The organism is Streptomonospora alba (genome assembly GCF_000826685.1).
GTDB classification, from domain to species: Bacteria; Actinomycetota; Actinomycetes; order Streptosporangiales; family Streptosporangiaceae; genus Streptomonospora; species Streptomonospora alba.
The window spans coordinates 77,238-102,933 of the sequence record NZ_JROO01000004.1 but is presented as its reverse complement, the minus strand read 5'-3'; the positions used below and the strand labels follow the sequence as shown (position 1 = coordinate 102,933).

19 protein-coding genes and 1 other RNA gene are annotated in these 25,696 nt (G+C 73.4%); 9 read left to right on the top strand and 11 right to left on the bottom strand.

From position 1 onward, the window contains the following. Positions 1 to 53 precede the first annotated feature (53 nt). Positions 54 to 1,091 (bottom strand): ferrochelatase, encoded by a 1,038-nt coding sequence (locus LP52_RS01875; RefSeq protein WP_040270193.1) that lies wholly within the window; start codon positions 1,089 to 1,091, stop codon positions 54 to 56. 116 nt (positions 1,092 to 1,207) lie between these two features. On the opposite strand from LP52_RS01875, the gene LP52_RS01870 reads away from it, so the two are divergent. Continuing rightward, entirely contained in the window at positions 1,208 to 2,509 is a 1,302-nt protein-coding gene (locus LP52_RS01870; protein WP_040270192.1) for a D-arabinono-1,4-lactone oxidase, read from the top strand. 23 nt (positions 2,510 to 2,532) lie between these two features. On the opposite strand, the gene LP52_RS26965 is transcribed toward LP52_RS01870, so the two are convergent. Next, complete coding sequence (locus LP52_RS26965; RefSeq protein ID WP_052809309.1) at positions 2,533 to 3,429, bottom strand: hypothetical protein; 897 nt, start codon at positions 3,427 to 3,429, stop codon at positions 2,533 to 2,535. Positions 3,430 to 3,959: 530 nt separating this feature from the next. On the opposite strand from LP52_RS26965, the gene sepH reads away from it, so the two are divergent. Further along, complete coding sequence (gene sepH, locus LP52_RS01860; RefSeq protein ID WP_040270191.1) at positions 3,960 to 5,297, top strand: septation protein SepH; 1,338 nt, start codon at positions 3,960 to 3,962, stop codon at positions 5,295 to 5,297. Positions 5,298 to 5,332: 35 nt separating this feature from the next. Here sepH and LP52_RS01855 read toward each other — a convergent pair whose 3' ends face one another. Then, positions 5,333 to 7,132: a PH domain-containing protein gene (locus LP52_RS01855; protein WP_084722799.1), complete on the bottom strand. Its 1,800-nt coding sequence runs from the start codon at positions 7,130 to 7,132 to the stop codon at positions 5,333 to 5,335. A gap of 49 nt (positions 7,133 to 7,181) precedes the next feature. Beyond that, a complete protein-coding gene (locus LP52_RS01850; protein WP_238580687.1) occupies positions 7,182 to 7,703 on the bottom strand; it encodes a PH domain-containing protein in 522 nt (173 codons plus the stop codon). 447 nt (positions 7,704 to 8,150) lie between these two features. On the opposite strand from LP52_RS01850, the gene LP52_RS01845 reads away from it, so the two are divergent. The 3 genes from LP52_RS01845 to LP52_RS01835 all read left to right on the top strand — a co-directional run bounded on the left by LP52_RS01845 (position 8,151) and on the right by LP52_RS01835 (position 10,943). After that, the gene (locus LP52_RS01845) at positions 8,151 to 9,152 is read left to right on the top strand and encodes a daunorubicin resistance protein DrrA family ABC transporter ATP-binding protein (protein WP_040270188.1); all 1,002 of its coding nucleotides are present in this window, start codon (positions 8,151 to 8,153) and stop codon (positions 9,150 to 9,152) included. Then, the gene (locus tag LP52_RS01840) at positions 9,149 to 9,976 is read left to right on the top strand and encodes an ABC transporter permease (RefSeq protein WP_040270187.1); all 828 of its coding nucleotides are present in this window, start codon (positions 9,149 to 9,151) and stop codon (positions 9,974 to 9,976) included. The genes LP52_RS01845 and LP52_RS01840 overlap by 4 nt, the downstream gene beginning before the upstream one ends. A 175-nt stretch (positions 9,977 to 10,151) precedes the next feature. Further along, positions 10,152 to 10,943 (top strand): sporulation protein, encoded by a 792-nt coding sequence (locus LP52_RS01835; RefSeq protein ID WP_040270184.1) that lies wholly within the window; start codon positions 10,152 to 10,154, stop codon positions 10,941 to 10,943. A gap of 87 nt (positions 10,944 to 11,030) precedes the next feature. Here LP52_RS01835 and LP52_RS01830 read toward each other — a convergent pair whose 3' ends face one another. Further along, positions 11,031 to 14,387, bottom strand: a complete 3,357-nt coding sequence (locus tag LP52_RS01830) for an AfsR/SARP family transcriptional regulator (RefSeq protein ID WP_040270181.1) — start codon at positions 14,385 to 14,387, stop codon at positions 11,031 to 11,033. A 284-nt stretch (positions 14,388 to 14,671) separates the two neighbouring features. Here LP52_RS01830 and LP52_RS01825 point away from each other — a divergent pair, with 284 nt between their 5' ends. The 3 genes from LP52_RS01825 to LP52_RS01815 all read left to right on the top strand — a co-directional run bounded on the left by LP52_RS01825 (position 14,672) and on the right by LP52_RS01815 (position 20,737). Then, a complete protein-coding gene (locus tag LP52_RS01825) occupies positions 14,672 to 15,256 on the top strand; it encodes a YbhB/YbcL family Raf kinase inhibitor-like protein (protein ID WP_040270179.1) in 585 nt (194 codons plus the stop codon). Between the two features lie 453 nt (positions 15,257 to 15,709). Continuing rightward, positions 15,710 to 18,100 carry a hypothetical protein gene (locus LP52_RS01820; RefSeq protein WP_040270177.1) on the top strand — a complete coding sequence of 797 codons (2,391 nt, stop codon included), beginning with the start codon at positions 15,710 to 15,712 and terminating at the stop codon, positions 18,098 to 18,100. Between the two features lie 270 nt (positions 18,101 to 18,370). Further along, positions 18,371 to 20,737: a SulP family inorganic anion transporter gene (locus LP52_RS01815; protein WP_084722798.1), complete on the top strand. Its 2,367-nt coding sequence runs from the start codon at positions 18,371 to 18,373 to the stop codon at positions 20,735 to 20,737. A 69-nt stretch (positions 20,738 to 20,806) separates the two neighbouring features. On the opposite strand, the gene LP52_RS28650 is transcribed toward LP52_RS01815, so the two are convergent. From LP52_RS28650 to LP52_RS01800, 5 genes are all read right to left on the bottom strand, one after another. Further along, positions 20,807 to 20,938 (bottom strand): hypothetical protein, encoded by a 132-nt coding sequence (locus LP52_RS28650; protein ID WP_274518772.1) that lies wholly within the window; start codon positions 20,936 to 20,938, stop codon positions 20,807 to 20,809. 273 nt (positions 20,939 to 21,211) lie between these two features. Further along, positions 21,212 to 21,591, bottom strand: an RNA gene (gene rnpB, locus LP52_RS25550) — RNase P RNA component class A. A 58-nt stretch (positions 21,592 to 21,649) separates the two neighbouring features. Continuing rightward, positions 21,650 to 22,819, bottom strand: a complete 1,170-nt coding sequence (locus LP52_RS01810) for a bifunctional RNase H/acid phosphatase (protein WP_040270175.1) — start codon at positions 22,817 to 22,819, stop codon at positions 21,650 to 21,652. A gap of 70 nt (positions 22,820 to 22,889) precedes the next feature. After that, complete coding sequence (locus LP52_RS01805) at positions 22,890 to 23,633, bottom strand: zinc ribbon domain-containing protein (protein ID WP_040270173.1); 744 nt, start codon at positions 23,631 to 23,633, stop codon at positions 22,890 to 22,892. 83 nt (positions 23,634 to 23,716) lie between these two features. Continuing rightward, positions 23,717 to 24,535, bottom strand: coding sequence for a Nif3-like dinuclear metal center hexameric protein (locus LP52_RS01800; RefSeq protein ID WP_040270321.1), 819 nt, complete (start codon positions 24,533 to 24,535; stop codon positions 23,717 to 23,719). Between the two features lie 188 nt (positions 24,536 to 24,723). Here LP52_RS01800 and LP52_RS01795 point away from each other — a divergent pair, with 188 nt between their 5' ends. Then, on the top strand, positions 24,724 to 25,224 hold the full coding sequence (locus tag LP52_RS01795; RefSeq protein WP_040270171.1) for an LURP-one-related/scramblase family protein: 501 nt from the start codon (positions 24,724 to 24,726) through the stop codon (positions 25,222 to 25,224). 35 nt (positions 25,225 to 25,259) lie between these two features. Here LP52_RS01795 and LP52_RS01790 read toward each other — a convergent pair whose 3' ends face one another. Beyond that, entirely contained in the window at positions 25,260 to 25,682 is a 423-nt protein-coding gene (locus LP52_RS01790) for a hypothetical protein (protein WP_157036154.1), read from the bottom strand. Positions 25,683 to 25,696: the final 14 nt, after the last annotated feature.

Genomic DNA, 25,696 nt, shown 5'->3' with positions numbered 1-25,696 from the left:
CGTGCCGATTCGAGACTATCGGGCGCAGGCGCCGGAGCGTGCTCCGGCGCGGCTCAGCGCTGGCTGCAGCACCCCTCGGGGCAGACGTGGCAGGTCGGCAGCGAGGTCAGGCCGAAGGGCTCGGCGCCGGCGGCGCGTTCGGCCACGAGTTCGCGGACCATCGCCACGAAGCGCGGGTGGGTGCCCGGGCTCAGCGCGCGCACGAAGTGCATGCCGTGCTTCTGTGCGGTCTCGCGCGCCTCGTTGTCGAGGTCGTAGACGACCTCCATGTGGTCGGAGACGAACCCGTAGGGCACGACCGCGACCGCGGCGGCGCCCTGCTCGGCCAGCTCGGCCAGCCGGTCGTTGACGTCGGGCTCCAGCCACGGCTGGGAGGGCGGGCCGCTGCGGCTCTGGTAGACGAGGTCGTAGGGGTGCTCCTCTCCCAAGCGCTCGCTGATCAGGCGCGCGACCTCGGTGAGCTGGGCGACGTAGGCGCCGCCGGGGCCGTATCCGCGGCCGGGTTCACCGCTGGCGTCGGCCATGGCCGTGGGGATGGAGTGAGCGGAGAACAGCAGGTGGGCCCCTGCGCGCTGGTCCTCGGGGAGGCGGTCGAGGGCGTCTCGGGTGTGCTCGACCAGAGGCTCGATGAACCCGGGGTGGTCGAAGAAGGGGCGGATCAGATCGATGTCGGGCGCCTCGGGGCCGACCGCCTCGCGTGCGGCCGCGATGTCGTCGAGATAGGCCCGGTGGCTGGAGTAGTTGCTGTAAGCCGAGGTCGCCATCGCCACAACGCGGCGCACGCCGTCCCGGGCCATCTGCGCGACGGTGTCGCTCAGCATCGGGTGCCAGAAGCGGTTGCCCCAGTAGACCGGCAGGTCCATGCCCGCCCCGGCGAAATCGGTGCGGACGGTGGCGATCAGGTCGCGGCACTGCTGGTTGATGGGGCTGACGCCGTCGTAGAGGTAGTAGTGCTGTCCGACTTCGGCCAGGCGCTCCCGGGGGATGTTCCGCCCCCGGGTGACGTTCTCCAGGAAGGGGATCACGTCCTCGTTGGCCTCGGGTCCGCCGAAGGAGACGAGCAGAAACGCATCGTAGGGCTCGTAGGGCATGGCTCCATCCAACCAGCTTGTCGCGGCGCGGCCCTTCCGCGCTCGCGTTGCGCGTGTCACCGCCTCCGGGGGACCCGTCCCCCGGCACGCGCTGCGGCCCGGTAGTGTGCCACGCCATGAGCAGTGTGGTATGGAGCACATGGTCCGGTACGCACACGGCCCGCCCGCGCCGGATGGCGGCGCCCTCGAGCACCGAGGGGGTCGCCTCGGCGGTGCGCCGCGCCGCTGAGGAGGGCCTGCGAGTGCGGATGGTGGGGGCGGGCCACTCCTTCACCGACGCGGCCGTCACCGACGGCCTGCTGCTTGCGCCCACGGGCCTGGCACGGCTGCGCGGCGTCGACGCCGCGGCGGGCACGGCCACGGTCGAGGCGGGCATGCCGCTGTGCGACCTCAACGAGGCGCTGCAGGCGCGCGGGCTGGCACTGGCCAACATGGGCGACATCGCGGTGCAGACGGCGGCGGGCGCCGTCCAGACGGGCACGCACGGCACCGGCCGCGACAGCGGCGGGCTGGCCGACCAGGTCTGCGCGATGGAGCTGGCGCTGGCCGACGGGTCGGTGGTGCAGTGCTCGCCCGAGCACGAGAGCGCCCTGTTCGAGGCGGCTCGCGTGGGACTGGGCGCGTTCGGCGTGGTGACGGCGCTGACGCTCCGGGTGCGCCCCGCGTTCCTGCTGCGTGCGCGCGAGGAGCCGATGCGCCTGGAGGAGGTACTGGAGGGACTACCGGAGCTGCGGGCCGGCAACGAGCATTTCGAGTTCTTCTGGTTCCCCCACACCGGCCGCACCAACACCAAGCGCAACAACCGCGCGGACGGCCCGGCCGAGCCGCTGAGCCCCCTGCGCGCCTGGCTGGACGACGACTTCCTGTCCAACACGGTCTTCGAGGCGGCCAACCGGCTGGGGCGGCGGATGCCGACCGTGATCCCGGGGATCAACCAGGTCTCGGCGCGGGCGCTGTCGGCGCGCACCTATACCGACGCCTCCCACCGCGTCTTCGCCAGCGCTCGCCGGGTGCGGTTCGTCGAGACGGAATACGCGGTGCCGGCCGGGGACCTGCCGGAAGTGCTGAGGGAGATCCGCGGCATCGTCGATTCGGGGCGCCACCGCATCGGGTTCCCGATCGAGGTGCGCTTCGCGCCGGCCGACCGGGTGTGGCTGTCGACGGCCTACGGGCGCGACACCGCCTACATCGCCGCGCACGTCTACAGGGGCATGCCCCATGCCGACTACTTCCGCGAGTTGGAGGCGGTGTTCACCGCCGCGCAGGGCCGCCCGCACTGGGGCAAACTGCACACCCGCGGGCGAGAGGACTTCGACACCCTCTACCCGCGCTTCGCCGACGCCATAAAGGTGCGCGACCGGGTCGACCCCCACCGCCGGTTCGCCAACGCCTACCTCGACACCGTCCTGGGGCACTGAACACCCGCGCGGGCGAGCCGGGGTCAGGGCGAAGGCGGCGCCTGCTCCTCGGTTTCCCCGGTGTCCTCCTCGGGCGCGGAGGTCTCCTCCCCGGTCTGGCCGCCGTCTCCCCCTCCGGGCTCCGCGGGCTCCTGGCCGGGCTGGTCCCGCTGCTCCCGCTGTTCCCACTGCTCTTGCTGCTCCTCGACTCCGCCGGTGGGGGCCGCGGGGGTGCCGTCCTCCTCGCGTGCGGTGGGGGTGGGCCCGGGCGCCGGATCGGAGCCCTCCTGACCGTCCGCGGATCCGCCGCCGAAGACGGTGGGCGCCGAGGAGCCCTCCCGTCCGTGGACCGTGTCGGACAGCGACTGGCCGGTGAACAGCTCGAAGACCAGGACCACGGCCATCACTCCGACGAACACCAGCGCGGCCGGGACGGCCAGGGTGCGCCACGACGGCCACCGCCACGCGCGCCCGGGCTCCCTTCGGCCCTTCGGCCCTTCGCCGGCCGTGTCCTGCGTCGAACCGGATGCGCCCAGGGACAGCGCCTGCGTCTCCGCCGCCCGGGAATCGCCCCCCTCGGCGTCCGCCGGCGCCTCCTGACCGGCCGCGGCCGGCGGGGTGTCGCCGTCGGCGGCGCCCGGGCCGGAGCCGGCCGGCGAGTCGCGGGCGCTCGCCTCCCCCGCGTACCGCCTGCGCGCGGTGCCACGCGCCGCCAGCCCGCGGGCCCGGTCGCCGCCCCGCTGCATCCAGTGGGTGACAAGGGTCGTGCCCGCGGTGCTGATCACGCTCATGATCGCCGCGCCGATGACGGTGCCGTAGACGCCGATGAAGGACGCGGCCGTCGCGGCGGCCATCGTGGCGACGCCGCCGCCGATCAGCTGGGACGCGCTCAGTTCGACGCGTTTGCGGCCGCCCCCGTTCTCCTTCTCCTCGTCGGTCATCGCCCTCTCCTTCTCGGCCGCCCCTGCGACCCGATCACCGCGCGGTCGGCACCGAACGCCCCGCCCCGCTCCCCCGTGCAACGGGACAACCACGCAGGAAGGCGCCGATGTTCCCCGGAACCGACACAGATGCCATATCAACGGAATAAATCACAATCACGCAGCCTGCGGCGTGCCGTGTTCACTCCGCCCCGGATGCCGATCCGTAAGGGACACACCCGCGTGCGGGGAGAAAAGTCCGCATTCGGCACGGGACGTCCCTGGACGGCCGGGATACCATCGGCCCAGAGACGGTCGGCGCGGGTGTGGGTCACAGCCGCTCCGCCGTCTCGCCAGTCCGGTTCGCCTGCGTGCCGCTTGGCGTTTCCGACAGCACGACGACGCTCGCCGGGCGGTCCCCACCGCCCGGGAGGGTCACACAGTTCGGACATGCCAGACGCGGTATTGGCCGAACACGTGGATGCCGTTGAGACTGGGATCGTGGGGGATGGCCGAGGACCTACCCTCGACGGGACGCGAAAGGGAGGGCGATGCAGGAGCTTCGCCTCGCCGCCGTCAGTGAGGACGGCACTTACCTGGTATTGGCGAGTGCCGGTCGTGGGACCCGTTTCACGCTGCCCGTCGACGACCGTCTCCGCGCTGCCGTGCGCGGACAGTTCTCCCGGCTCGGCCAGGACGAGATCGAAGTGGAGAATCCGTTGCGCCCCAAGGAAATCCAGGCCCGGATCCGCTCGGGTGAGACCGCCGAGGCGATCGCGGACCTCTCCGGGATCCCGATCGAGCGCGTCCGCTGGTTCGAGAGCCCCGTGCTCCAGGAGCGCGAGTACGTCGCCCAGCAGGCGCAGCGCGCGTCGGTCCGGCGCCAGGGCGAGTCCGCTCCCGGCCCCGTACTGGGCGAACTGATCGCCGAGCGCATCGGCCGGCACCAGTTGGAGACCGGCGATGCGGTCTGGGACTCCTGGAAGCGCGAGGACAACACCTGGCAGCTCAGACTGGTCTTCTACGCGGGGGGCGAAGAGCGCGTGGCCCACTGGGTCTACGAGCCGCGCCGCCGCTCGGTCACCCCGGCCGACGAGGAGGCCCTGCGCTTCCTCACGCCCGAAGCCGACGAGCCGCTGGACCTGGGGCCGGGCAGCGCGAACGTGACCCCCTTCGTCCCGCGGCGCCAGGGGCCCGCACCCGAGTCGCTGCGGCCGGAGACGGGCCGGGCCGAGCCCGGACGCACGCAGCAGGACTCCGGGCTGCGTACCACGCCGACCGACCCCCCGCGCCGCGAGGAACCGACCGCCCCGGCCGCCCCGGCGGCGTCGGCACCGCCTGCGGCTCCCGAGCGGCAGGCGCCGGTCGATCCTCCGCAGCGGTCCGCGCCCGCGCGCACCCGCATCACACCTGACCGGGCGGCGCCGCCGGCGCAGGAGGGCACGCAGGAGTCCGCCCCCGCCGCACCGCAGCGGCGCGAGGAACGCCCCGCCCCTGCGCAGGAAGCTCCCGCAGCCGAGAGCACCCCGGCTGCTCCCGTCGCTTCGGCCGAGGCTCCCGAGGACACCGACCGCCCGGAACGTGCTGAGCAGCCCGAGCAGTCGGAGCGGCCTGCCGCGGGACGCGCCTCGGTGCAAAGCGCTGCGCCGCCCGCGGCCCAGCGCCACAACGCCGCGACCCAGAACGCCGCGCCGGCGAGCGCGCCTGAGCAGGAGGAACCCCAGGACCGGTCGTCCGCTCGCCGACCGGAGCCGCCGGTCTCCGCCGCGGCTGCCGGGACGGCGGCGTCCGGGAGCGGCGGTTCGGCGTCCCGGCGCAAGGGCCGCGGCCGCCGGGCGTCGGTGCCCTCCTGGGACGAGATCATGTTCGGCGCCAAGAAGTCCGACTAGGCGTGCGCGGGCGTCCGCCGCGACGGTGGACGCCCTTAACCGCCGTGCGCCGCGGTTCCGCGCCGCTTACGCCCCGCCGGCTGCTCCGCGTCCGGGCCGGATCGGGCCGGGGCGCCTGCGTCGGCCTCTTCGATGAAGGGCCGCACCATCTCCGGTGTGACGTCGTGGGCGAAGGCCACCGACTCGCCGAAGCCCGCGTCGATCGCGGAGTAGCCGCCGCTGCCCGCACCCACCGACAGCTCCAGATCGGCCAGCCCCACGCGGCGCTGGAACAGCGTCTGCCTCCAGTTCCAGCCGATGATGGCGTCGCGCACGACCACCGCCTGCACACGCCGCAGCGACCCCGAGCGTACGCTGACCTGGTACCCGTCCTCGCCGTGGCCCAACGACCGATAGCGGTCCAGTCCCAGCGGCACGCCCAGCACCGCCAGCACCGCGAGTGCAGCGGCCACCCAGACCGGGGCGAAGTACGCGGCCAGCGCGGCCGCGAGGGCGAAGGGCGCCACCGCGCGGAACAGCCGCCGCCCCAGAGCGGCCCGCGGATGGCGCACGAGTGTGCCCCGGAACGGCGTGAGCGCGCGCTCCACGACCTCCTCGACGCGCGAGCGCGGTCCGGTCGGCATCAGCATTGCGCGGGTCGCCGTCTGGCCCAGACCGGTGACGATGGCGCGCAGGTGCACCGCCGAGCGCGTCCGCTCCAGCGGATTGTCGACCAACTCGTGACCGCGGATGCGGCGCTTCTCCAGGGTCACGCTCTGCCGGGTCAGCAGCCCGCGCTCGGCGACCAGCGTGTCGCCGCGCCGGCGCAGGGTGAATCGCCAGTGGGTGACGGCGTAGGAGACCACCGCGAACAGCGGCATGGCGACCAGCAGCACAAGCACCAGCACGACCACGGCGGCGACCAGCAGCGAGACCGCCACCTCGGCAGCCCACCGGTAGAGCTCGTAGACGGTGTCGCCGACCCGATCGCCCATCGCCTCGCCCAGTCCCTGGCTGACGAAGCCGAGCAGCGTGGCCATGGCGACGAAGGGAGTCAGCAGGTAGCCCAGGCTGAGCACCGAATAGAGGTACCAGCTCGCCGGCATGGTGAAGAAGACCTCGGTCTCCTCGGTCGCCCGGGTGGCGCCGGGCTCCGCCGCGGCGCCCTCGGCGCGGGGCGCGGACTCCTCGCCGCCGCTCAGGTACGCGCGCCGCTGCAGCAGGACATGGCGCAAGCGCTCGGCCTCCTGGGAGGTGACGGCGTCGAGCTTGCCCTCTTCGCTGGCCCCTCCCCCGGCGGCGGCCTCGATCTTGACGACGGCCAGCCCCAGCATCCGGTGCAGCAGATTGGAGCTGATGTCGACGCCGCGGATGCGCTCAAGCGGAATGGAGCGGCGCGAGCGGTTGATCAGGCCGCGGCGGATCTCCAGGCGCTCGGCACCGACCTGGTACCGCAGCGTGTACCAGGTGAGCAGTCCGCTGAGGAACATCGTGACGACGGCCGCCGCTGCGCCGCCCAACATCCAGGGATTGAAGCTGTAGGTGCCGGCGATCACCGCTACGAGGACCGGGACGAGGTAGTTGCGCAGGTAGTTGAGGGGCGAGGTGACCAGGGTCAGCGGACTGAGGCGGTAGGCGGGCTCGGCCTCGGGGGGTGCCTCGGAACCGGTCGGAGGCCCCGGCGGACGCCCTTCGGCCTCGCCCCGCCGCTCGGTGCCGGTTTCGCCTGCGGAGGGCGGGGCCGGTTCCGGGGAGGCCGGCCGAGCAGGACCGCGGTCCCGGTCCGGGCCGTCGCCGGGCGCGACGGGGTCGCCGGGGCGGGGCCGGTGCTGCTCGTATGGACCGTTCTCGCTCATCAGACTCCTCCGGTGGGCCCTGCGTCCCCGCCGGCCGCGCGGGCGGGGATCACGTGGCGTCGTCGCGCAGTTCGGCGGCGCGTTCGGCCAGCTCCTCGGAGATCCGCTGGGCGTCGGCGGCGGCGAGTCCCTCGATGGTGGAGGAGCCGGCGTGCGAGGCGGTCTGCACCTCCAGCGTGGCTACGCCGAACATCCGCTCCATCCAGCCCTGGCGGTGGTCGACGGTCTGGATACGGCTCACGGGCACCAGCTGCCACTGGCGGCTGAACCACCCGCTGCGGGTGTAGACCACGTCGGCGGTGATCTCCCAGCGGTGGACGCGGTAGCGCCACTGCGGCACGATCACCACGCGCGCGAGGGCGTAGACGGCGTAGAGGGCGACCAGCCACCACGCGTTGCGCAGCATCCAGTCGGGCACCCAGTCCCACCACGCGAACCGCAGTCCCCACACCGCCGCGCTGAGCAGCGCGGCCGTCACCACCGAACCGATCGCGGCCTGCAGGGTCCACAACCGCACCGCCTTCGGTGACACGCGGTGGGTCGGGGGTCTCAAACGCGTTGTCGTCGCCACGGCACCGAGTCTAGGGGCCGCCCCGTCGCACGGCTCACAGCCGCGGCCGCGGGACCGGGCGCGAGAGTCCGCCCGGCGCTCGGCACCGGGAGAACCGCCCGGGCATCGAAGCGGAGGATCGGTGCGGCACCGGGAAACCTCGGCGCCCCTGCCGTGTTGCACCAATGCGCCGTCCGTCTGCCGGAATGTGCGCTGTCCGCCGGGTGTCAGCCGGTGCGAGCGGTTGTCAGCGGTTTGTCAGTACCCGGCCCGAGACTGGCGGCGTGCGTACATCACCCTCGGCACCGACAGGAGCCATGCTAGAACTGGTGTTCGATATCGTGGTCCGGGTTCCCGGAAACCGAGCCGGGCCACCGCCGAGGCGATGAACGCGCACCCAGCCGGCTGCGTTGGAGTCCGGTGTCTCCCGCCCGCACAGGGCGGGACCACGTCCTCAAAGGAGATTCGATGACTGATGCCATCCGGGCGGAGGGTCTGGTCAAGAGGTTCAAGGGGCAGACCGCCCTCGGCGGGGTGGACCTCACCGCGCGCACCGGAGCCGTACTCGGCGTCCTGGGGCCCAACGGGTCGGGCAAGACGACCACGGTACGGATCCTGTCGACCCTGCTGCAGCCCGACTCCGGCCACGCCACGGTCGGAGGCTACGACGTGGTCCGCGAACCGCACCAGGTGCGCCGCCAGATCGGGCTCACCGGCCAGTACGCGGCCGTCGACGAGGACCTCAGCGGCACTCAGAACCTCGTGCTGATAGCGCGGTTGCTGGGCTTCTCGCGGCCTGCGGCGCGCGCCCGCTCCGCCGAACTCTTGGATCACTTCGTCCTGTCCTTCGCCGCCGACCGCCCGGCCAAGACCTACTCGGGCGGCATGCGGCGCCGCTTGGACCTGGCCGCCAGCCTGGTGGGCCGGCCCTCGCTGCTGTACCTGGACGAGCCGACCACCGGGCTCGATCCCCACAGCCGCAACGAGCTGTGGGACGTGGTGCGCTCGCTGGTGGGCGAAGGTGTCACGGTGCTGCTGACCACGCAGTACCTCGAGGAGGCCGACCAACTGGCCGACGACATCGCGGTACTGGACCGGGGCAAGGTCATCAGCCGGGGCGCTCCCGACGAGCTCAAGGCCCGCGCGGGCGCCCAGGTGCTGCAGGTGCGGCCTGTCGAGTCGGCGCGGTTGGAGCAGGTCGCCCGCATCGTCGAGGCCGTCACCGCATCGGAGGTCCGCTCCGGCGAGGGCACGGCCAACGCCTCGGTCACCGACACCGCGGTCATGCCCGAGGTCGTGCGCCGCCTCGACGACGAGGGCATCGAGGTTTCGGAGCTGACACTGCGCCGCCCCAGCCTGGACGAAGTGTTCCTGGCCCTGACCGGCCACACCGCCCAGACCGCTCCCGAGGGCGAGAGCAACGACGACGGCGCCTCGGGCGCCGCGGAGACCGAGAGGACACCAGCATGAGCGCCGTGGAGACGGCAGAGCCGGGCGAAAGGACCGCCGCCCCCGTGGTCACCCCGCGGATCACCCCGCTGTCGGCAGCCCAGCACGGAGCACTGCTGACCTGGCGCAGTCTGCTGAAGATCAAGCGCAACCCCGAGGAGATCCTCGGGCTGACGTTCATGCCGCTGATGTTCGTGGCGCTGTTCGTCTTCGTCTTCGGCGAGGCGATGATGGGCGACTGGCAGGCCTACCGCGACCTGATCACCCCGGGGATCATCGCCCAGTCGGTCATCTTCGCCACCATCGGCACCGGGGTCGCGCTGAACACCGACATCGAGAAGGGCATCTTCGACCGTTTCCGGTCACTGCCCGTGGCCCGGTCGGCGCCGCTGATCGGAGCCATTCTGGGCGACCTGGTGCGCTACCTGCTGACTGTGATCATGGTGCTGCTGGTGGCGGTGGCGATCGGATACCGGCCCGAGGGCGGCGTGATCGGCGTCGTGGCGGCGATCGCCGTGGTGATGTCCTTCGCCTTCGCGCTGTGCTGGCTGTCGGCGTTCATGGGGCTGCTGCTGCGCACGCCCATGGCCGTGAACATCTTCGGGTCGGTGTGGATGTTCCCGCTGACCTTCGGCAGCTCGGCGTTCGTGCCCACCGACCGGATGCCCGGGTTCATGCAGACCTTCGCCGAGGTCAACCCGGTCACCCACGTCATCGACGCGATGCGCGAGCTACTCGCCGGCGAGGCCGTGGGCGACTCGCTGCTGTGGGTGTTGGTGTGGATCGTCGTCATCAGCGCCGTGTTCTTCCCGCTGGCCACCCGGGCCTACCGGCGCCGCACCTGAGCCCGCGGCCGCCGAACGACGTGGCGCGGCGCGCGGGCCGCCGCCGGACCAAACCCCGCAGGTCGGGGCGGAATCGGAGGAACCGCGCGCCGCCGGCGCGCATCCTATCCACCGAACATCGCGCACGACCGCGGTTGGGCCGTGACGGCGGCTCCCCCACGACCGGAAGGACACCATGGGCATCAAGCGCATCCTCGCGGCAATCGGCATCGGCGGCCCCAGCATCGACACGGTGGTCACCCAGCCCCACACACGGCCGGGCGGGCAACTGGAGGGTTACATCGACCTGGCCGGAGGCGAGGTCGATGCCGACATCGACGAGATCGCACTGTCGCTTGCCGCCCGTGTCGAGGTCGAGATCGGCGACCACGAGGGCCAGGTCACCCGCGAGATCTCGCGCGTGCCCGTCTGCGGCGCCTTCCGGCTGGCCGCGGGCGAGAACCGACGCGTCCCCTTCACCTACCCCGTCACCTACCAGGCCCCGCTGACCGACGCGGGCGGGCGGCCGCTGCCCGGGGCCATGCTGGGGCTGAGCACCGACGTGGTGATCGGCGGCGCGCCCGACAAGGGCGACCTCGACCCGGTCAGCGTCCATCCCCTGCCGGCCCAGGACCGCGTGCTGGAGGCGGCGCACCGCATGGGGTTCGTCCTGGTCAAGACCGACGTCGAGCAGGGCAGGCTGCAGGGCACGCGCCAGGAGTTCCCGATGTATCAGGAACTGGAGTTCCGCGCGGCCCCGCAGTACAAGGACCAGATGAGCGAGATGGAGCTTTCGTTCGTCGCCGACCAGCAGGGGGTCGAGGTGGTGATCGAGGTCGACAAGCGCGGCGGCCTCTTCACCGAGAGCCAGGACCGCTTCGCCCGGTTCCGCGTGGGGCACGCGGAGGCCGAGCAGCCCGGCGACTGGGCGCCCATGCTCGCCGAGACCCTGGGGTCCATGCTGCAGCGCCGCGGGATCTTCGGCTAGTCCGCTCCCCGACGGCCGCCGCTCGGCCGATGCGGCCGCACCGTAGGACGGGCGGTGCGGCGGGCCGGGCGACGGGCCGGGCGGCGGTTACCCGGCGGGCCGCGCGTCCTCGGCGCGCGTGCCGCCCCGTCGGCTCAGCCAGGAACCCAACCACGCCTCGACCTCGGCGGGCTCGCGCTCGGCGCCGAATGCGTAGGCCCGGTCGAAACCGTCGGCGCCCAGCGCGTCCCGTGCGTGTGCACGGACGCGCACGACCGCGGGACCGGCCTCGTTGGCCAGCCCGCGCACCGATTCGGCGCGGCCCAGCAGGACGGCCGCGCGCTCGGGCCACTCCCCGTACAGCACTTCGGCCAGCCGTTCGAGGACCTCGGCGCAGGCGGGTCCCGCCGTCTGCGGCGTGATCATCGTCCACGCGGCCGCGGCGTCGGCGAGGGCACCCCGGCGGTCGCCGAGCGCCATCGCGGCGCGGCTGCGCAGCGCCAGCCATGTGGGTTCGACCTGCCGACGCGCGACGTCGTTCATCCCGGTGATTTCGGGGGCCAGGGACAGCGCGATGTCGTAGGCGCCGGCGGGATCGCCACCGGCATAGGCGACTTCGGCTTCGCCCACCCGGCAGATCAACCGGGTGTCGCTGTCGGCGGTCAGCGCGCGGGCCTGCTGGATCGCGCTGCGCGCGGCGTCGATGCGGCCGGCTTCGGCCAGGGTCATGGCGCGGCGGGCCGCGAACTGGGCACGCATCGCGTTCAGCCCGATCTCCTCGGCCAGGGCGTCGCCCTCCTCCAGCAGCTCCTGCTCGCGGTCGATATCGGTGAGGTGGCAGACACCCGAGGCCACGGTCAGAGCATGGGTGGTACCCCACCGGTCGCCGATGGCGCGGAACGCGTCGAGGGCCTCGAAGACGCGGCCGCGCCCCTCGGCGCCGCTTCCCGTGTGCAGCGCCAGCAGACCGCCGAAGAGCCGCGCCGCGGCGCGCATCCAGGGGTCGGCGTGGTCCGCGGCGGTGCGGTCCAGGCGGGCGATGCGCTCACAGCGGTCGTGGCCGACCATGCCCAGCAGCAGGGTGGGTTGCAGCAGCGCCGGATGGTCCTCGGCCCGAGCGCCCGACTCGGCCAGCAGCTCCTCGGCGCGCAGCATGCCCTTGGCGGAGATCTCCTGGTCGGTGATGTCGGCGCCCGCCGAGCGGATCGCCAAGCAGTAGGCGTAGGCCACGGTGCGCCCCTCGGGCGGGCGCTCGCCGGAGGCGCGCAGCAGCTCGCCGCACCAGCGCACCAGGTCGCTCCAGGAGTTGCCCATCTGCCAGTACCAGCAGGAGGCGTGCAGCAGGTCGAAAGCGCAGGCGAGGTCGCCGGCGTCGATCGTCCAGCGCAGCGCGGCGGTGAGGTTGTCGTGCTCCAGGCGCAGCAGCTCCAGCCAGCCGAGCTGCTCGGGGCGGCGCAGGTGCGGATCGGCACGGGACCACAGCCCGAGCGTGTAGTCGGCGTGGGCGCGCCGCACGGCGGGCTCCTCGCCGCTTTCGGCCAGGCGTTGGGCGCCGTAAGCGCGCACGGTCTCCAGCATCCGGTAACGGGGCTCGCCACCGTCGTCGGCGACGTCGGCACTGACCAGTGACTTGTCGACCAGGGCGAACAGCACCGACCAGACGTCGCGCCCGCCCTCGCCCGGGGACCACACGTGCTCGACGGCGTCCAGCGTGGCGCCGCCGGCGAAGACCGACAGCCGGTGCAGCAGGGTGCGCTCGTCGCTGTCGAGCAGTTCCCAGCTCCAGTCGACGACGGCCTGCAGGGTCTGGTGCTGGGGCAGGGCGAAGCGGTTGCCGTTGGTGAGCAGCCGGAACCGGTCGGACAGCCGGGCGGCCAGGTGGGCTACGGGCATCGCGCGTACCCGGGCCGCGGCCAGTTCCAGCGCCAGCGGCATGCCGTCGAGCTCGCGGCAGATGCGCACCACGTGCTCGACGTTGTCCTCGCCCACGGTGAATCCGGGATCGACGGCGCGGGCGCGTTCGGCGAACAGCCGCACCGCGGCGTAGTCGCCGGCCTCGCCGGGGGCGGTGGTCTCGGGCGGCAGGGCGAGTGAAGGAACGGCCAGCAGCCGCTCGCCCGCGATCCCCAGGGGTTCGCGGCTGGTGGCGAGCAGGCGCAGCCGGGGGCATCGGGCGAGGAGCCGTTCGGCCGCCTGCGCGGCCTCGGCGACCAGATGCTCGCAGTTGTCCAGGATGAGCAGGGCGTCGCGCTCGCCGAGGTAGTCGAGGACGCGGTCGAAGACGTCGCCGGTGCTGGGGGGTGCGCCCGACGACAGCGGAATACCCGAGGGCTCGCTCAGTCCCAGCGCGCTCAGCAGCGCGTGCGGGATGTCGGCCCCGTCGCGCAGCGGGGCGAGTTCGACGAACCACACCCCGCCCTCGGCCGGAGCCGTCGGGGCCTCGACGAAGCGGGACCCGGCCTCGATGGACAGCCGGGTCTTACCGGCGCCGCCGGGGCCGATCAGGGTGACCAGCCGTTCGCCGGCGAGTAGCGCGCCGACCTGGCCGACCTCGTCCTCGCGGGCCACGAAGCTGGTCAGGACGTGCGGGAGCCGTTTCACCGGGCGCGGTTCGGGCTCGTCGGCGCCGGACTGCTGCACGGTAGCGGGCTCCGCGGGCGCGGATGCGGCCGGCTCGGGCTCGGCCGGTGCGGGCTGCGCGGTGGCCGCGTCGGGCCCCTCGCCGTGGAGTTCGCCCCGCAGCAGTCGCACCTGCAACCGCTGCATGTGGGGGGAGGGATCGATGCCCAGGTCCTCGGCGAGTCTGCGGCGCAGCCGGTCGTAGGCGGCCAGGGCCTCGGCCTGGCGGCTCGCCGCCGAAAGCGCGCGCACCAGCAGCTCGGCCGGGCGCTCGTCGCGGGGGTCGCGGGCGGCCAGCGCCTCGATCTCGGGAAGCGCCTCGTCGCAGCGTCCGAGGTCCAGGTGCAGCCTCAGGCGCTCCAGCAGGACGCTGTGGCGAGACGCGGCCAGGCGCAGGACGGTGTCGCCGGCGACGCCCGACTCGTCCAGTTCGGGCAGAGCCGGGCCGCGCCACAGCGCCAGCGCCTCGCCCAGCAGCTCCTCGGCCCGTACGGGATCGCCGTTGCCGCGAGCGGCGCGCCCGCGGCGGGCCAGGTCGTCGAAGCGGTGCAGGTCGACGCTTGCGGGGTCGACCTGCAGGCGGTAGCCGGTGGGGTCGCCGTGCAGGGGCGCGCCGTCGCCCAGGGCACGGCGCAGACGGGAAGCCAGCGCCTGCAGCGCGTTGCCCGCGTTCTCGGGTACGGACTCCTCGCCCCAGATGCCGCGGACCAGGCGTTCGCTGCCCACGGTGCGGCCCGGAGCGAGCAGCAGCAGCACGAGCAGGCGGCGCAGGCGCGCGCCGCCGATGGGCAGTGCCGCGCCGTCGGCGCTGTACACCGCGAGTGGACCGAGGATACTGAACCGCACGGTTCCATGATTGCCGATCACCGCAACACCGGTTCAACTGGTTTGTTTTCTGTGGACGCCCGCGCGATCGCCTCAGGTAAGCGCGGCCGCCGGTTCCTCCGCCGCAGCCCGGCCGGGGCCGCACCGGCCGCATCCGCGGCGCGCCTCGGCGGATAGGCGAACTCATCTGCGCTCCGTGCGCAGTATGGTTCGGGTATGCCGTCCCGTGCAGCCTAGCCTGGGCCCCGCCGCGCCCGCGGTGGCCGGCACTCGGGAGAGTCCGTCGCATCGTCTGCAGGAGCCCCATGTTCTCGGTCGAACCTCGTCGTCTACCACGCCCGCGCCGCGCGGGGGCGCGGCTGGCCGCCGCGGGCGGCGCCGTGCTGGCCGCGACCACGGCCGCCGGGTGCGGGACGCTGTCCTCGGGGACCGAGGTCGAGCTCAGCGACGAGATCAACGTGAGCAGCACGATGATGCAGTCGGGTGAGCCCATCCCCGACCTCTACACCTGCCGGGGCGAGGGGGTTTCGCCCACGCTGCAGTGGTCGGGCCTGCCCGACGACGACGTCACCGAGTCGCTGGCGCTGGTCGTCGACGCCCCCGAGGAGGCCTCGGTGTTCTGGGTGCTCTACGGACTCGACCCGCAGACCGCCGAACTGCGGCAGAACACCGTCCCCCACCCGGGCGAGCAGGGGCGCAACAGTCAGGGCGATACCGCCTATGACCCTCCCTGCTACTCCGAAGACGGCGCCGACGAGATCCGCTTCACCGTCTATGCTCTCGACGGCGAGGTGCAGCTCTCCGACGACGCCTCGCTGGAGGCGACGCTGGGGGCGATCGCCGACCATGCGATCGCGCGCGGTTCCCTCACGGTCACCAACGGTCCGTGAAATCAGATACCACCTATCTTCCGGGAGATTCTGCATTTCGACGAGGCGTTGTCCGTGCGCAGTCCGTGTGCACAAGAGGAACGTCCATCGCCCTCTGCACTCATGCCGCATCTATGCATAAAGTGGGTCCGTGCCCCCCGTTGATTACCTCATGACCGAATCGTGTAACCGTCGCAGCCGACGCACAAGCCCGGTAGCAGCCCCGGGTCCCGTGCGCGGCTCCGCAGGCGCGGGGGCCCCGGGTGGTCCGGCGGCCCGCATCGCGCGTCCCTTTGCAACGGGGGTCGCCCGACGGGCCGCGGTTCGCCGAGACCGCCGGGTCGCACGCCGCGGCATCGCGGCGGCGCACCGTTCACTCGCTCCGCGCGCTTCCACACCGGCCAGCCCGATCGCCCCCGCCGGTGGCAGCCATGTCGTCTACCAGGCCGCGGGCCCAAGGGTGGTGCATTCACTGTGACCATTGCGCTAATCGCGATCATCGCCGTCATCGTGGTCCTCATCGTCCTGATGCTCATCCTGCTGGGCATGCGCTCGCTCAACGCCGGAAACGTCGACGACGGCTACGACGAGTACGACGACTACGAAGACGAGCAGGGGGAGGACGAGGAGCCCGCCGGCGAACCCGAGCCGCGCGGGCGCGGACGCGGACGCGATCGCCGCGCGCGGGCGGAGGCGGAGCCGACGCGTCCCCGCAGCCGTCGCAGCCGGTCCGTCCGCGACGACGACTTCGCCGACAACGACTTCTGGTCCAGCCTCTCCGACGACGGCTCCGACGACGAGGAGCGCCCCTTCTCCGGCTCCGGTCGGCGCGACACCCGGGCGGAGCCGCCCGAGGCTCGACGCGACACCCGGGCGGAGTCGACCGCGGCGATGGCCGCCCTCGACGACGACGCGGCGCCCGCCGCCCCGCCGCGCTCGGCCGAGACCGATCAAGGCCGCGCCGGTGCGTCCGCGGAGGCCTCACGCGGCCGACGCAGCCGCAACGCGCCCGAGGCGCCCGCGCCGGCGGCCTCGGAGCCCTCCGGAGACGACGGGCTGCGCATGCTGGCGAGCCTGGGCCAGGGCCCCGGACCGGGCGACGATCCGGCACACGGGGCGGGTCAGGAACCCCCGGCTCCGCCTGAGGAGCGGACGGGCGCGGCGCCCGACGCACTCGGCCCGTCGGGCGGCCGGGGCGGTCCGGATGCACACGATCCCCTGACCGACTCGCGGGGCGGCCCCTCCTCTCCCGCCCGCCCCTGGACTCCGGCCGCCTCCTCCGATCCGCTCGGGCAGCCGGGCCCCGTGGCGTCCGGCGGCGGGGAGCAGTCGCACCGCGACCTCCGGGACTCGGGTGCGCTTCCGCGCGACGACGACCCGCTCAGCGGCCCCTCCCCTCTGGGCCGCAGCACGCCGCCGGCATCCCCGGGCTCCCCCGCCCCGACCTATGACTCCGGCCCTGTGAGCCGCGGCGGAGCAGGCTACGAGGGTTCCTCCCCCGCGCCCTCCTCCTACGGTTCCGGCTCCTTCGACACCGGCTCGCACAACCGCCCCTCCTACGACTCCGGGCCCCTGAGCCGCTCGTCCTACGACACCGGTTCGCACTCGCGGGCGGAGTACGGCGGCTCGGCACCGGGGGTCTCGCCCTACGACACCGGCTCCCTCAACCGGCCCTCCTACGACTCCGGGCCGCTGAACCGCTCCTCGTACGACACCGGCAGCCACAGCCGTTCCGGTTACGAGTCCCCCGCCGGCTCCTCGTCCTACGACACCGGCTCCTACAACCGACCCTCCTACGACTCGACGGGTCCCGTCTCGCCCTACGACACGGGTTCTTACAGCCGGTCGGCGCGCGACTCCTACGACCCCGCCGGGCGCGGCGGGTCGGGCAACGGCGACCCGCTCACCGACCCCGCGTTCACGCCTCAGGGCAGCTCGGGACCCGACACCGGCTCGCCGATCTGGTCGAGTCTGGAGACCGGCCCGCACCAGCGGCCGAACGCGGCACCGCCCCCGCCCGCCGCCCCGAGCCGGCCGTCCGGTCCGCCCGCGGGGCAGATGCCCGGCACCGATCCCGCGGGCGCACCCGGAATGGGCGGCCACGGCGGGCCCGCTCAGACGCCTGCGGGCGGCTTCGAGGGACCGCCGCCCTCCTACGGCGCCGGCTCCTTCACCCGCGACCCCTACGACAACGGCCCCTACGGTGACAGCGGCCCTTACGAGGGCGGCCCCTACGGCTCCCCGTCGCACCCCACCCGGCAGTCCGGCCCGATGCCCCAGGCGCCGACCGGCCCGGAGCCCGGCTACGGCACCGGCCCCGGAGCCGAACCCGGCTACCGCGGCGGCCCGGACCCCGGCTACGGCACCCGGCCCGACCCCGGCGGCTACGGCTACGGCGGCCCCCCGCAGGGCCCCTGGGAGCAGCAGCAGCCGTGGGGCGGGAGGGCCGGCGATCAGCCGGGCATGGCGCCGCGCGGAGGCTACGACTCCTACGGGGCTCCCGCCCCTTACGGCCCCGGCGGCTCCTATCCGCCCGAGGGCTACGACAGCGGACCCTACGGCGCCCCGCAGCCTCCGCCGGCCGGCCCGGCCCCGCAGAACGGCTACCCGGGAATCGGGGCCTCGCAGCAGGGTCCCGGCTCCGCGCAGCACTATCCCGGTTACGCCGACGTCCTCAGCGACTACCCGCCCATGGACCAGGCCGGCGGCTACCCGCAGGCAGGGCCCGCGGGCTACGATCCCGCACCGGGCGAGTGGCCCCCCTACCCCGGCCGCCCCGATCCGCAGGACCAGGAGAACCCGCCACCGCCGCCCTACGGCCAGGGCTACGGATACGGCTACGGCTACGGTGACGGGCGCCGCTAGAGCGATCCCGGGCCAAACAGGCGCACAAGGGCGGGGCGCGCACGGCGCGCCCCGCCCTTCATCGTGTCCGCGGACTTCGCACCACGCACGCTCAATCGAGCGCAGCGGAAACGGTAATCAACATCGTTGCGAAAACCGCCCCCGCCGCGCACACGATTGACTACAGTACGTGACCGGCCAAGGTTTGTCGGGTCATGGGCTGCTTAGCCGGGGCCCGCCGCGAGGCCGCTGTCCCAGAGCGCCATTCGTTCGCACCCACCGGGGGTAGATATGCGTCACGACGCCCAGGGAACACCGACCCCGCACCAGGAGGAGACCCGCGGTCCGCTCTCGCGCATCCGCTCCCTGCCGTTACTCGGCAACGTTCCCGGCGACGTCGCCGCATCGCTTGTGGTCTTCCTCGTCGCCGTCCCTCTGTCGCTGGGCATCGCGGTGGCCTCGGGGGCGCCGCTGATCGCCGGGATCGTCGCCGCCGTGGTCGGCGGCATCGTGGGCGCCCTCGCCGGCGGATCGGCCGTACAGGTCAGCGGCCCCGCCGCCGGGCTCACCATCATCGTCGCCGACCTGGTCACCACCTACGGGTGGCAGGTCACCTGCCTGATCACCCTTTCGGCCGGGCTGGTGCAGATCGGCCTGGGCGCCTGCCGCATCGCGCGCGCGGCTCTGGCGATCTCCCCCGCGGTCATCCACGGAATGCTGGCCGGGGTCGGTGTCACCATCGCCCTCGCCCAGCTGCACGTGCTGCTGGGCGGCGACCCGCAGAGCTCGGCCATCGCCAACGTCACCGAACTGCCCCGCCGGCTCGCGGACAACCACACACCTGCCGCCGTGGTCGGTCTGCTGACCATCGCCGTGGTACTGGCCTGGCCCCGCCTGCCCGGACTGCGCCGCCTGCGCAGGCTGCCCGCGGCCCTGGTCGCCGTCGCCGGAGCCACGACCGTGGCCTCGGCGGCCGGCTGGCACGTCGAACGCGTCGACCTGCCCGAGTCCCCGACGGCCGCCTGGAGCGGCCCGGCGCTGCCCGGGACGGAGGATCTGCACGGGGTGGCTCTGGGCGTGGTGGCGGTGGCCCTGGTGGCCAGCGTGGAGTCGCTGCTGTGCGCCATCGCCGTCGACCGCCTGCACGAGGGCCCGCGTGTCGACCTCAACCGCGAACTCGTCGGCCAGGGATGTGCCAACACCGCCAGCGGCGCGCTGGGCGGGCTGCCCATCGCCGGGGTGGTGGTGCGCAGCACGACCAACGCCCGGGCAGGCGGTCGCACGCCCCTGGCGGCGATGCTGCACGGCGTGTGGATCCTGGTCTTCATCGCCCTGTTCGCCCACGCCGTGGAGCTGATCCCGCTGGCCTCGCTGGCCGGGCTGCTTGTCGTGATCGGCCTGCAGATGGTCAACCTCGCCCACCTGCGCGACCTCCGGCGCCACCGCGAAGCCGGCATCTACGCCGGCGCACTGCTGGCCGTGGTGGTCTTCGGGCTGCTGGAGGGAGTCGTCATCGGCTTCGCACTGTCGGTGCTGGTCTCGCTGCGCCGGCTGACCCGGGTCAGCGTGCTCACCGAGGAGCGCGACGGCCGCTGGCACATCGTCGTCCAGGGCTCGCTGACCTTCCTGGGCGTTCCGCACGTCGCCCACGTGCTGCGCACCGTCCCCACCGGGGCCCACGTCGACCTGGATCTGCACGTGGACTTCATGGACCACGCCGCCTTCGAGTCGATCCACTCCTGGCGGCTGGACCATGAGCGCACCGGAGGCAGCGTCGACATCGACGAGGTGCACGAGAACTGGTACGAGCGCCGCTCCCAGCAGGTCCCGCCGGACGGCAAGACCGCGCCTGCGGGGCTGGCGCGGTGGTGGGCGCCCTGGGGCATGCGCGGCGGCTTCGACCCCGCGGCCCCGCCGTCGGGCCTGCTGCTCAGCGGCGCCCGCGAGTACCACGCGAGCACAGCGGGGAGGATGCGGGCGCTGATGAGCAGGCTGGCGCACCGCCAGCGCCCCAAGGCACTGTTCATCACCTGCGCCGACTCCCGGGTGGTGCCCAACCTCATCACCGCGAGCGGCCCCGGCGACCTCTTCACGCTGCGCAACATCGGCAACCTGGTGCCGCCGCGCGGCAGCGAGCCGGCGGACGACTCCGCGGGCGCCGCCGTCGAGTACGCCGTCACGGTGCTGGAAGTGCCCTCCGTCGTGGTGTGCGGGCACTCCAACTGCGGCGCGATGAAGGCGCTGCTGGAGGGCACCGGCGAGTCCGACTCCGAACTCGGGCACCTGGGGCGCTGGCTCGCCCACGGCGACCCGAGCCTGGCGCGGGCCGACCGGGCCCGCCTGCAGGCCGTTCCGGCCCCTGAGGCGATGCGCAGTCTGTCCCAAGCAAATGTGGTCCAGCAGCTGGAGAACCTGCTCACCTACCCGGCGGTGCGGCGCCGGGTCGAGCAGGGCCGACTGGAGCTGTCGGGGATGTACTACGACCTGGAGTCCGCCGAGGTGCGGGTGCTCGGCACCGACGGAACCTTCGGTCCGGTCCCGACCGAGCCCGGACCGGACGAGGAACCCGACGCATCCGGGCACGGGCGGAGCGCTCTGGTCCTCGGTACCGGAACCGGCCGCGAGAGCGCGGAAGCGGTGCCGCCGAGCACGCCGTGAGACCGCGGACCCCGCGATGCGGCGCCGGTCACCCGACGGCGCGGCGCCCCGCGGGGTCCGCGCTGTCGCTCACTCGTCGATCTCCCCGTCGTCGCGCCCGTCCTTGCGGACTTCGGAGGAGTGGTAGGCGGCGAACGCGACGATGGCGATGATCGCGATGATCGGCAGGGCGAACAGGATCACCCAGGTCGTGGTGGACAAGGCAGCTTTCACCGGAACCCGACTCGCAGGCGGAAACGGGCGCGCGACCGCGCCCGCGTCAGGCCCGTGCAGGACCCGACCGGACCCTTCCAATCTAACCCGCGCCAGTCCCCCGCAGGTGCACACAACCCCGTCTGCACGGGCTTTTCCGCTGCCGAGCCGCGCCCGGTCCCGGCCGAATCCGCGCGTCGGCCGAACCGCCCACCGGTGTGCGGCCCGCGGCCGTCCGGGGTGCAGCACAGGCCGCTGCAGGTACGGAAAGAGGCGGGTGGGAGGGGGAGCCGGCCGATAAGCCGGATTCTGTCGGTCCTGGCGGACCGGGCGGCCATCCGTCTGGGACTGCCGTTTCCGGCAGCCTCGGTGCGGTCTACCCGCGGACATCGGGCGGGCAGCCCTCGAACATCCGCGCAGGGGACGCACGTCCCCATCTTGACCTTGCTCCGGGTGGGGTTTACCGAGCCGACCGGATCACTCCGGCCGCTGGTGGTCTCTTACACCACCGTTTCACCCTTACCACCGCACAGCGGTGGCGGTCTGCTTTCTGTGGCACTTTCCCGCGGGTCGCCCCGGGTCGGTGTTACCGACCACCCTGCCCTGTGGAGTCCGGACTTTCCTCGACACCGCATCGGTGCCGCGGCCGCCTGGCCGACTCCCCCTCGGTCTCCAGCGTACCGCGCTGTGGGCCCGGTCGGCCAAGGCGGACCGGCCCGCTCAGGCGTCCTCGGCGCTCAGGTGGCCGGTGTCGTTGAGGGAGCGCACCAGCATCGGACCGTCGGTGAAGCAGTCGATGCGCGACAGGCAGCCCACGTCCAGGTGCATGCGGAACAGCGCCTCCGGCGGGGCCAGCAGTGCCTGCTGCAGCAGGACCTTGATCGGCGTCACGTGGCTGACGACCAGCACGGTGCGGCCCGCGTGGCGGGCCAGCAGCTTGTCGCGGGTCTCGGCGACGCGTCGGGCGACCGCGGCGAAGCTCTCGCCTCCCTCGGGGGCGGCCTCGGTGTCGGAGAGCCACCGCTGCAGCTCCTGCGGGCGGCTGCGCTGCACTTCGCCGAAGGTCATGCCCTCCCATGAGCCGAAGTCCGTCTCACGCAGCCCCTCGTCGACCTCCACCGGCACCGAGAGTCGGGCCGCGATCGGTTCGGCGGTGTCGCGGGCACGGCGCAGCGGCGAGCACACCACCACGTCGACGCCGGATCCGGCCAGATGCCGGGCGGCGGCGCGGGCCTGGGAGCGGCCGGTCTCGGTGAGCTCGACGTCGCCGGTCCCGGCGAAGCGCCGCTCCACCGACAGCGGGGTCTCGCCGTGGCGCAGCAGCACGAGCCGCGTCGGCGCGGTGTCGGGCGCCGCCCACCCGGTGGCCGCGGGCTGGGCCGCCTGCGTCCCGGCGCCGCCGGCGGGCGCGGGCGCCGCATCAGCGGGCCGTCCCTGTTCACCGGACTCCTCGGCGCCCAGCCGCACCGGCCGCCCTTCGGCAGCGGCGTCCATGGCCTCGTTGGCCAACCTGTCGGCGTGGGAGTTCTGCGCTCGGGGCACCCAGACGTAGGAGACCGCGGCGAAGTCGCCCGCCGCGGTGCGGGCCTCCTCGACCAGCGGGCGCAGGTCGGCGTGCTTGACCCGCCAGCGCCCCGACATCTGCTCCACCACGAGTTTGGAGTCCAGCCGCGCCTCGACCGAGGCGTCCGCGGCGATCCCGCTCGCGGCGGCCAGCCCGGCGATCAGCCCGCGGTACTCGGCCACGTTGTTGGTGGCCGTGCCGATGGGTTCGGCCACCTCGGCCAGCAACTCGCCGGTCTCGGCGTCGCGCACCGCGGCGCCGTACCCGGCCGGCCCCGGATTGCCGCGCGATCCGCCGTCGGCCTCGATCACCAGTCGCCTGCTCATCGTCACACCTCCTGCCTGCTGCGGCCGCCGCGCACGCGCCGCCCCCGTCGCGCCATGTCCGCCCCGGCCCTCAGATGCCCGAATCGGTGGTGCGCACGAGGATTCGACGGCACTGGTCGCAACGCATCACCTCGTCGGCCGGCGCTTGGCGGATCTCGGAAAGCTCGGCCGTGCTCAGCGCGAGCGCGCAGCCGCCGCAGCGGCCGTAGCGCAGTGGGGCGGCCCCCACGCCCTCGTTCTGGTCGCGCAGCTTGGTGTAGAAGGCGAGGAGGTCCTCGGGGATCTCCTCGGCGATGCGCTCGCGGCGGGTGGACTCCGTCGCGCGGTCGGCCTCGATCTCGGCCACCGCGGTGGAGCGCCGCTCCTCGACGACGTCGCGCTCGGCCTCGGCCTCGTCCAACTCCTTGCGCAGCCGGCTCTCCTGGCCTTCGAGGTCCTCACGCCGCTCCATCACCTCCAGCACGATCTCCTCCAGCTCCGTCTGGCGGCGCTGAAGCGAGACGATCTCCGACTGCAGGTGCTCCAGGTCCTTGGGCGAGCCGACCTGGCCGGAGTCCAGGCGCTGGGTGTCGCGCTCGGCACGCGTGCGCACCTGGTCGACGTCGGACTCGGCCTTGCGCTGTTCGCGGTCGAGGTCGGACAGCGCCGTAGTCAGGGCCGTGCTCCGGTCGCGCAATTCGGCGATGCGGGTGTCCAGCCGCCGGACTTCCTCGTTCTCGGGCAGGGTGCGCAGCCGGTGGGCGAGCTGGGCGAGTCGGCTGTCGATCTCCTGGAGGTCGAGCAGGCGGATCTGGTGTGCCGGTTCTGCTTTCACTTGTGTTCAAGGCTCCTTTGCCGAGGTCGGAGGCGGTGGCGGTACTGCACAGGCCGTCGGGCGAGGCCTCGGCGCCGATCGGTTCACAGCGCCAGGGACCAGGCGTCGGTGACGATCTCGGATACGCGGGTCTCCACGTTAGCCCGTTCGCCGCCCAGCGCGCTCACCAGGCGGGCGGCGCCCTCGGCGAGCCAAGGCCACTCGCTGGCCCAGTGGGCGGTGTCGATGAGGGCGGTGTCGCCGTGTTCGGCGAACTCCGAGGCCGGGTGGTGGCGCAGGTCGGAGGTGAGGTAGACGTCGACGCCGGCGGCGCGGGCGCGGTCCAGCAGGGAGTCGCCCGCACCGCCCGAGACCGCGACACGCTGGACGGGGCGTCGGGGATCGCCGCTGACACGGATTCCCCCGGCAGTGCGCGGCAGCCCGGCGGCGGCGCGCGCGGCGAAGTCGCGCAGGGGCACCGCCTCGGGCAGCGATCCGATGCGGCCGATGCCGCGGTTGCCGGCGGGGTCGGCGGGATCGGGGGCGAGCGGGCTGAGCGGTCCGGGCAGGCCCACGGCCGCCGCCAGCGCGTCCGACACACCGGGGGCGGCGGTGTCGGCGTTGGTATGCGCGGTGTAGAGGGCGGTCCCGCCCGTGATCAGCCGGTGCACGAGCCGGCCCTTGGGTGTCGTGGCGGCGACGCCGGTCACGCCGCGCAACAGCAGCGGATGGTGGGTGACGACCAGGTCGGCTCCCCATTCGCGGGCCTCGTCGACGACCTCGGCCACCGGGTCGACGGCGAAGAGGATCCGGCGCACCGGTTGGGCGGGGTCGCCGCATACCAGTCCCACCGCGTCCCACGAGGCCGCCCATGCGGGATCGTAGAGGCCTTCGAAGGCGCGCGTGACGTCGTGCAGGCTCAGGTCGGCAGGCGTTTGGCTCACGCACCGCACCTTAGCGCTCCCGCGCCCGGGTGCGAGCGGTGTCCACAACCGGTCCCCGTATCGCCTCACTCGCGGATCCGCCTTGCCGCGGCCCCCGGAGTCTCCTAGCGTCGAACGCAAGCGCCGGACGGCCGGGCCGGCACCCCCGCGCGGAAGGGCGGATCGCCGTGAAACTCCTCGTGCGCGAACGCATATTCGACATCGGCGACGACTTCTGGGTCACCGACGAGACCGGAGCGCGCGTCTTCTGGGTCGACGGCAAGGCGATGCGGCTGCGCACCACCTTCGAGCTGAGGGATCCCGAGGGCAACGAACTCATGGTGATCCGCAAAAAGCTGCTGAGCGTGCGCGACACCATGCGCATCGAACGCGGATCGGAGACCGTGGCCACCGTGCGCAAGCGCATGTTCAACCCGGTCAAGGACAAGCTCGTCGTCGACCTCGACCAGGGAGAGGACTGGGAGGTCACCGGAGACTTCCTCGACAAGGAGTACGTCATCAGCGACGCCGGCGGCACCGTCGCCCACATCTCCCGGAAGTGGTTCCGGATGCGCGACACCTATGCCGTCGACGTCAACACCTACCGCTCCGACGCCGGGGGCGACCCCGCGCTGGTGATCGGCGTCGCCGTGTGCGTGGACGCGCTCACCGAGGACGACGACGACTGACGGGCACCGCGCAGCCGCGGCGCGGGCGCCTCGTCTCAGGCCCTCGCGGCGGGGTCGCGCGGGATGAACAATCCCGCCGCGTAGACCCCGAGCGCTCCGGCGATCCCGCCCAGCACGGCCCACACCGCGCCCAAGACCGGTGTCGCCGGGTCGCCCGAGCCCGCCACCGGCGCCAGCAGCAGGTAGCCGACCGTCCCGAAGACGGTCGCCAACCCGGCCCGCGGGACGTGCGCCCGCCGCAGCAGCCACCAGCACGCCGGCGGCGTGGCCGCCAGCCGCAGCCCCAGCACCGCGATCCCCAGCCCGATGTTGGCTCCCGTCGTATCGCCGCCGGCGAGCGAGCCGACGGCGCCCGCCGCCCCATAGGCCGCCAGCCCCACGACCGCGGTGCCCACCGCGCCGATCGCGGCACCGGCCCCGATCCTCGGCCAGTCGGGCGCGAAGCGATTCGTCCTCATGGCGTACAGCATGC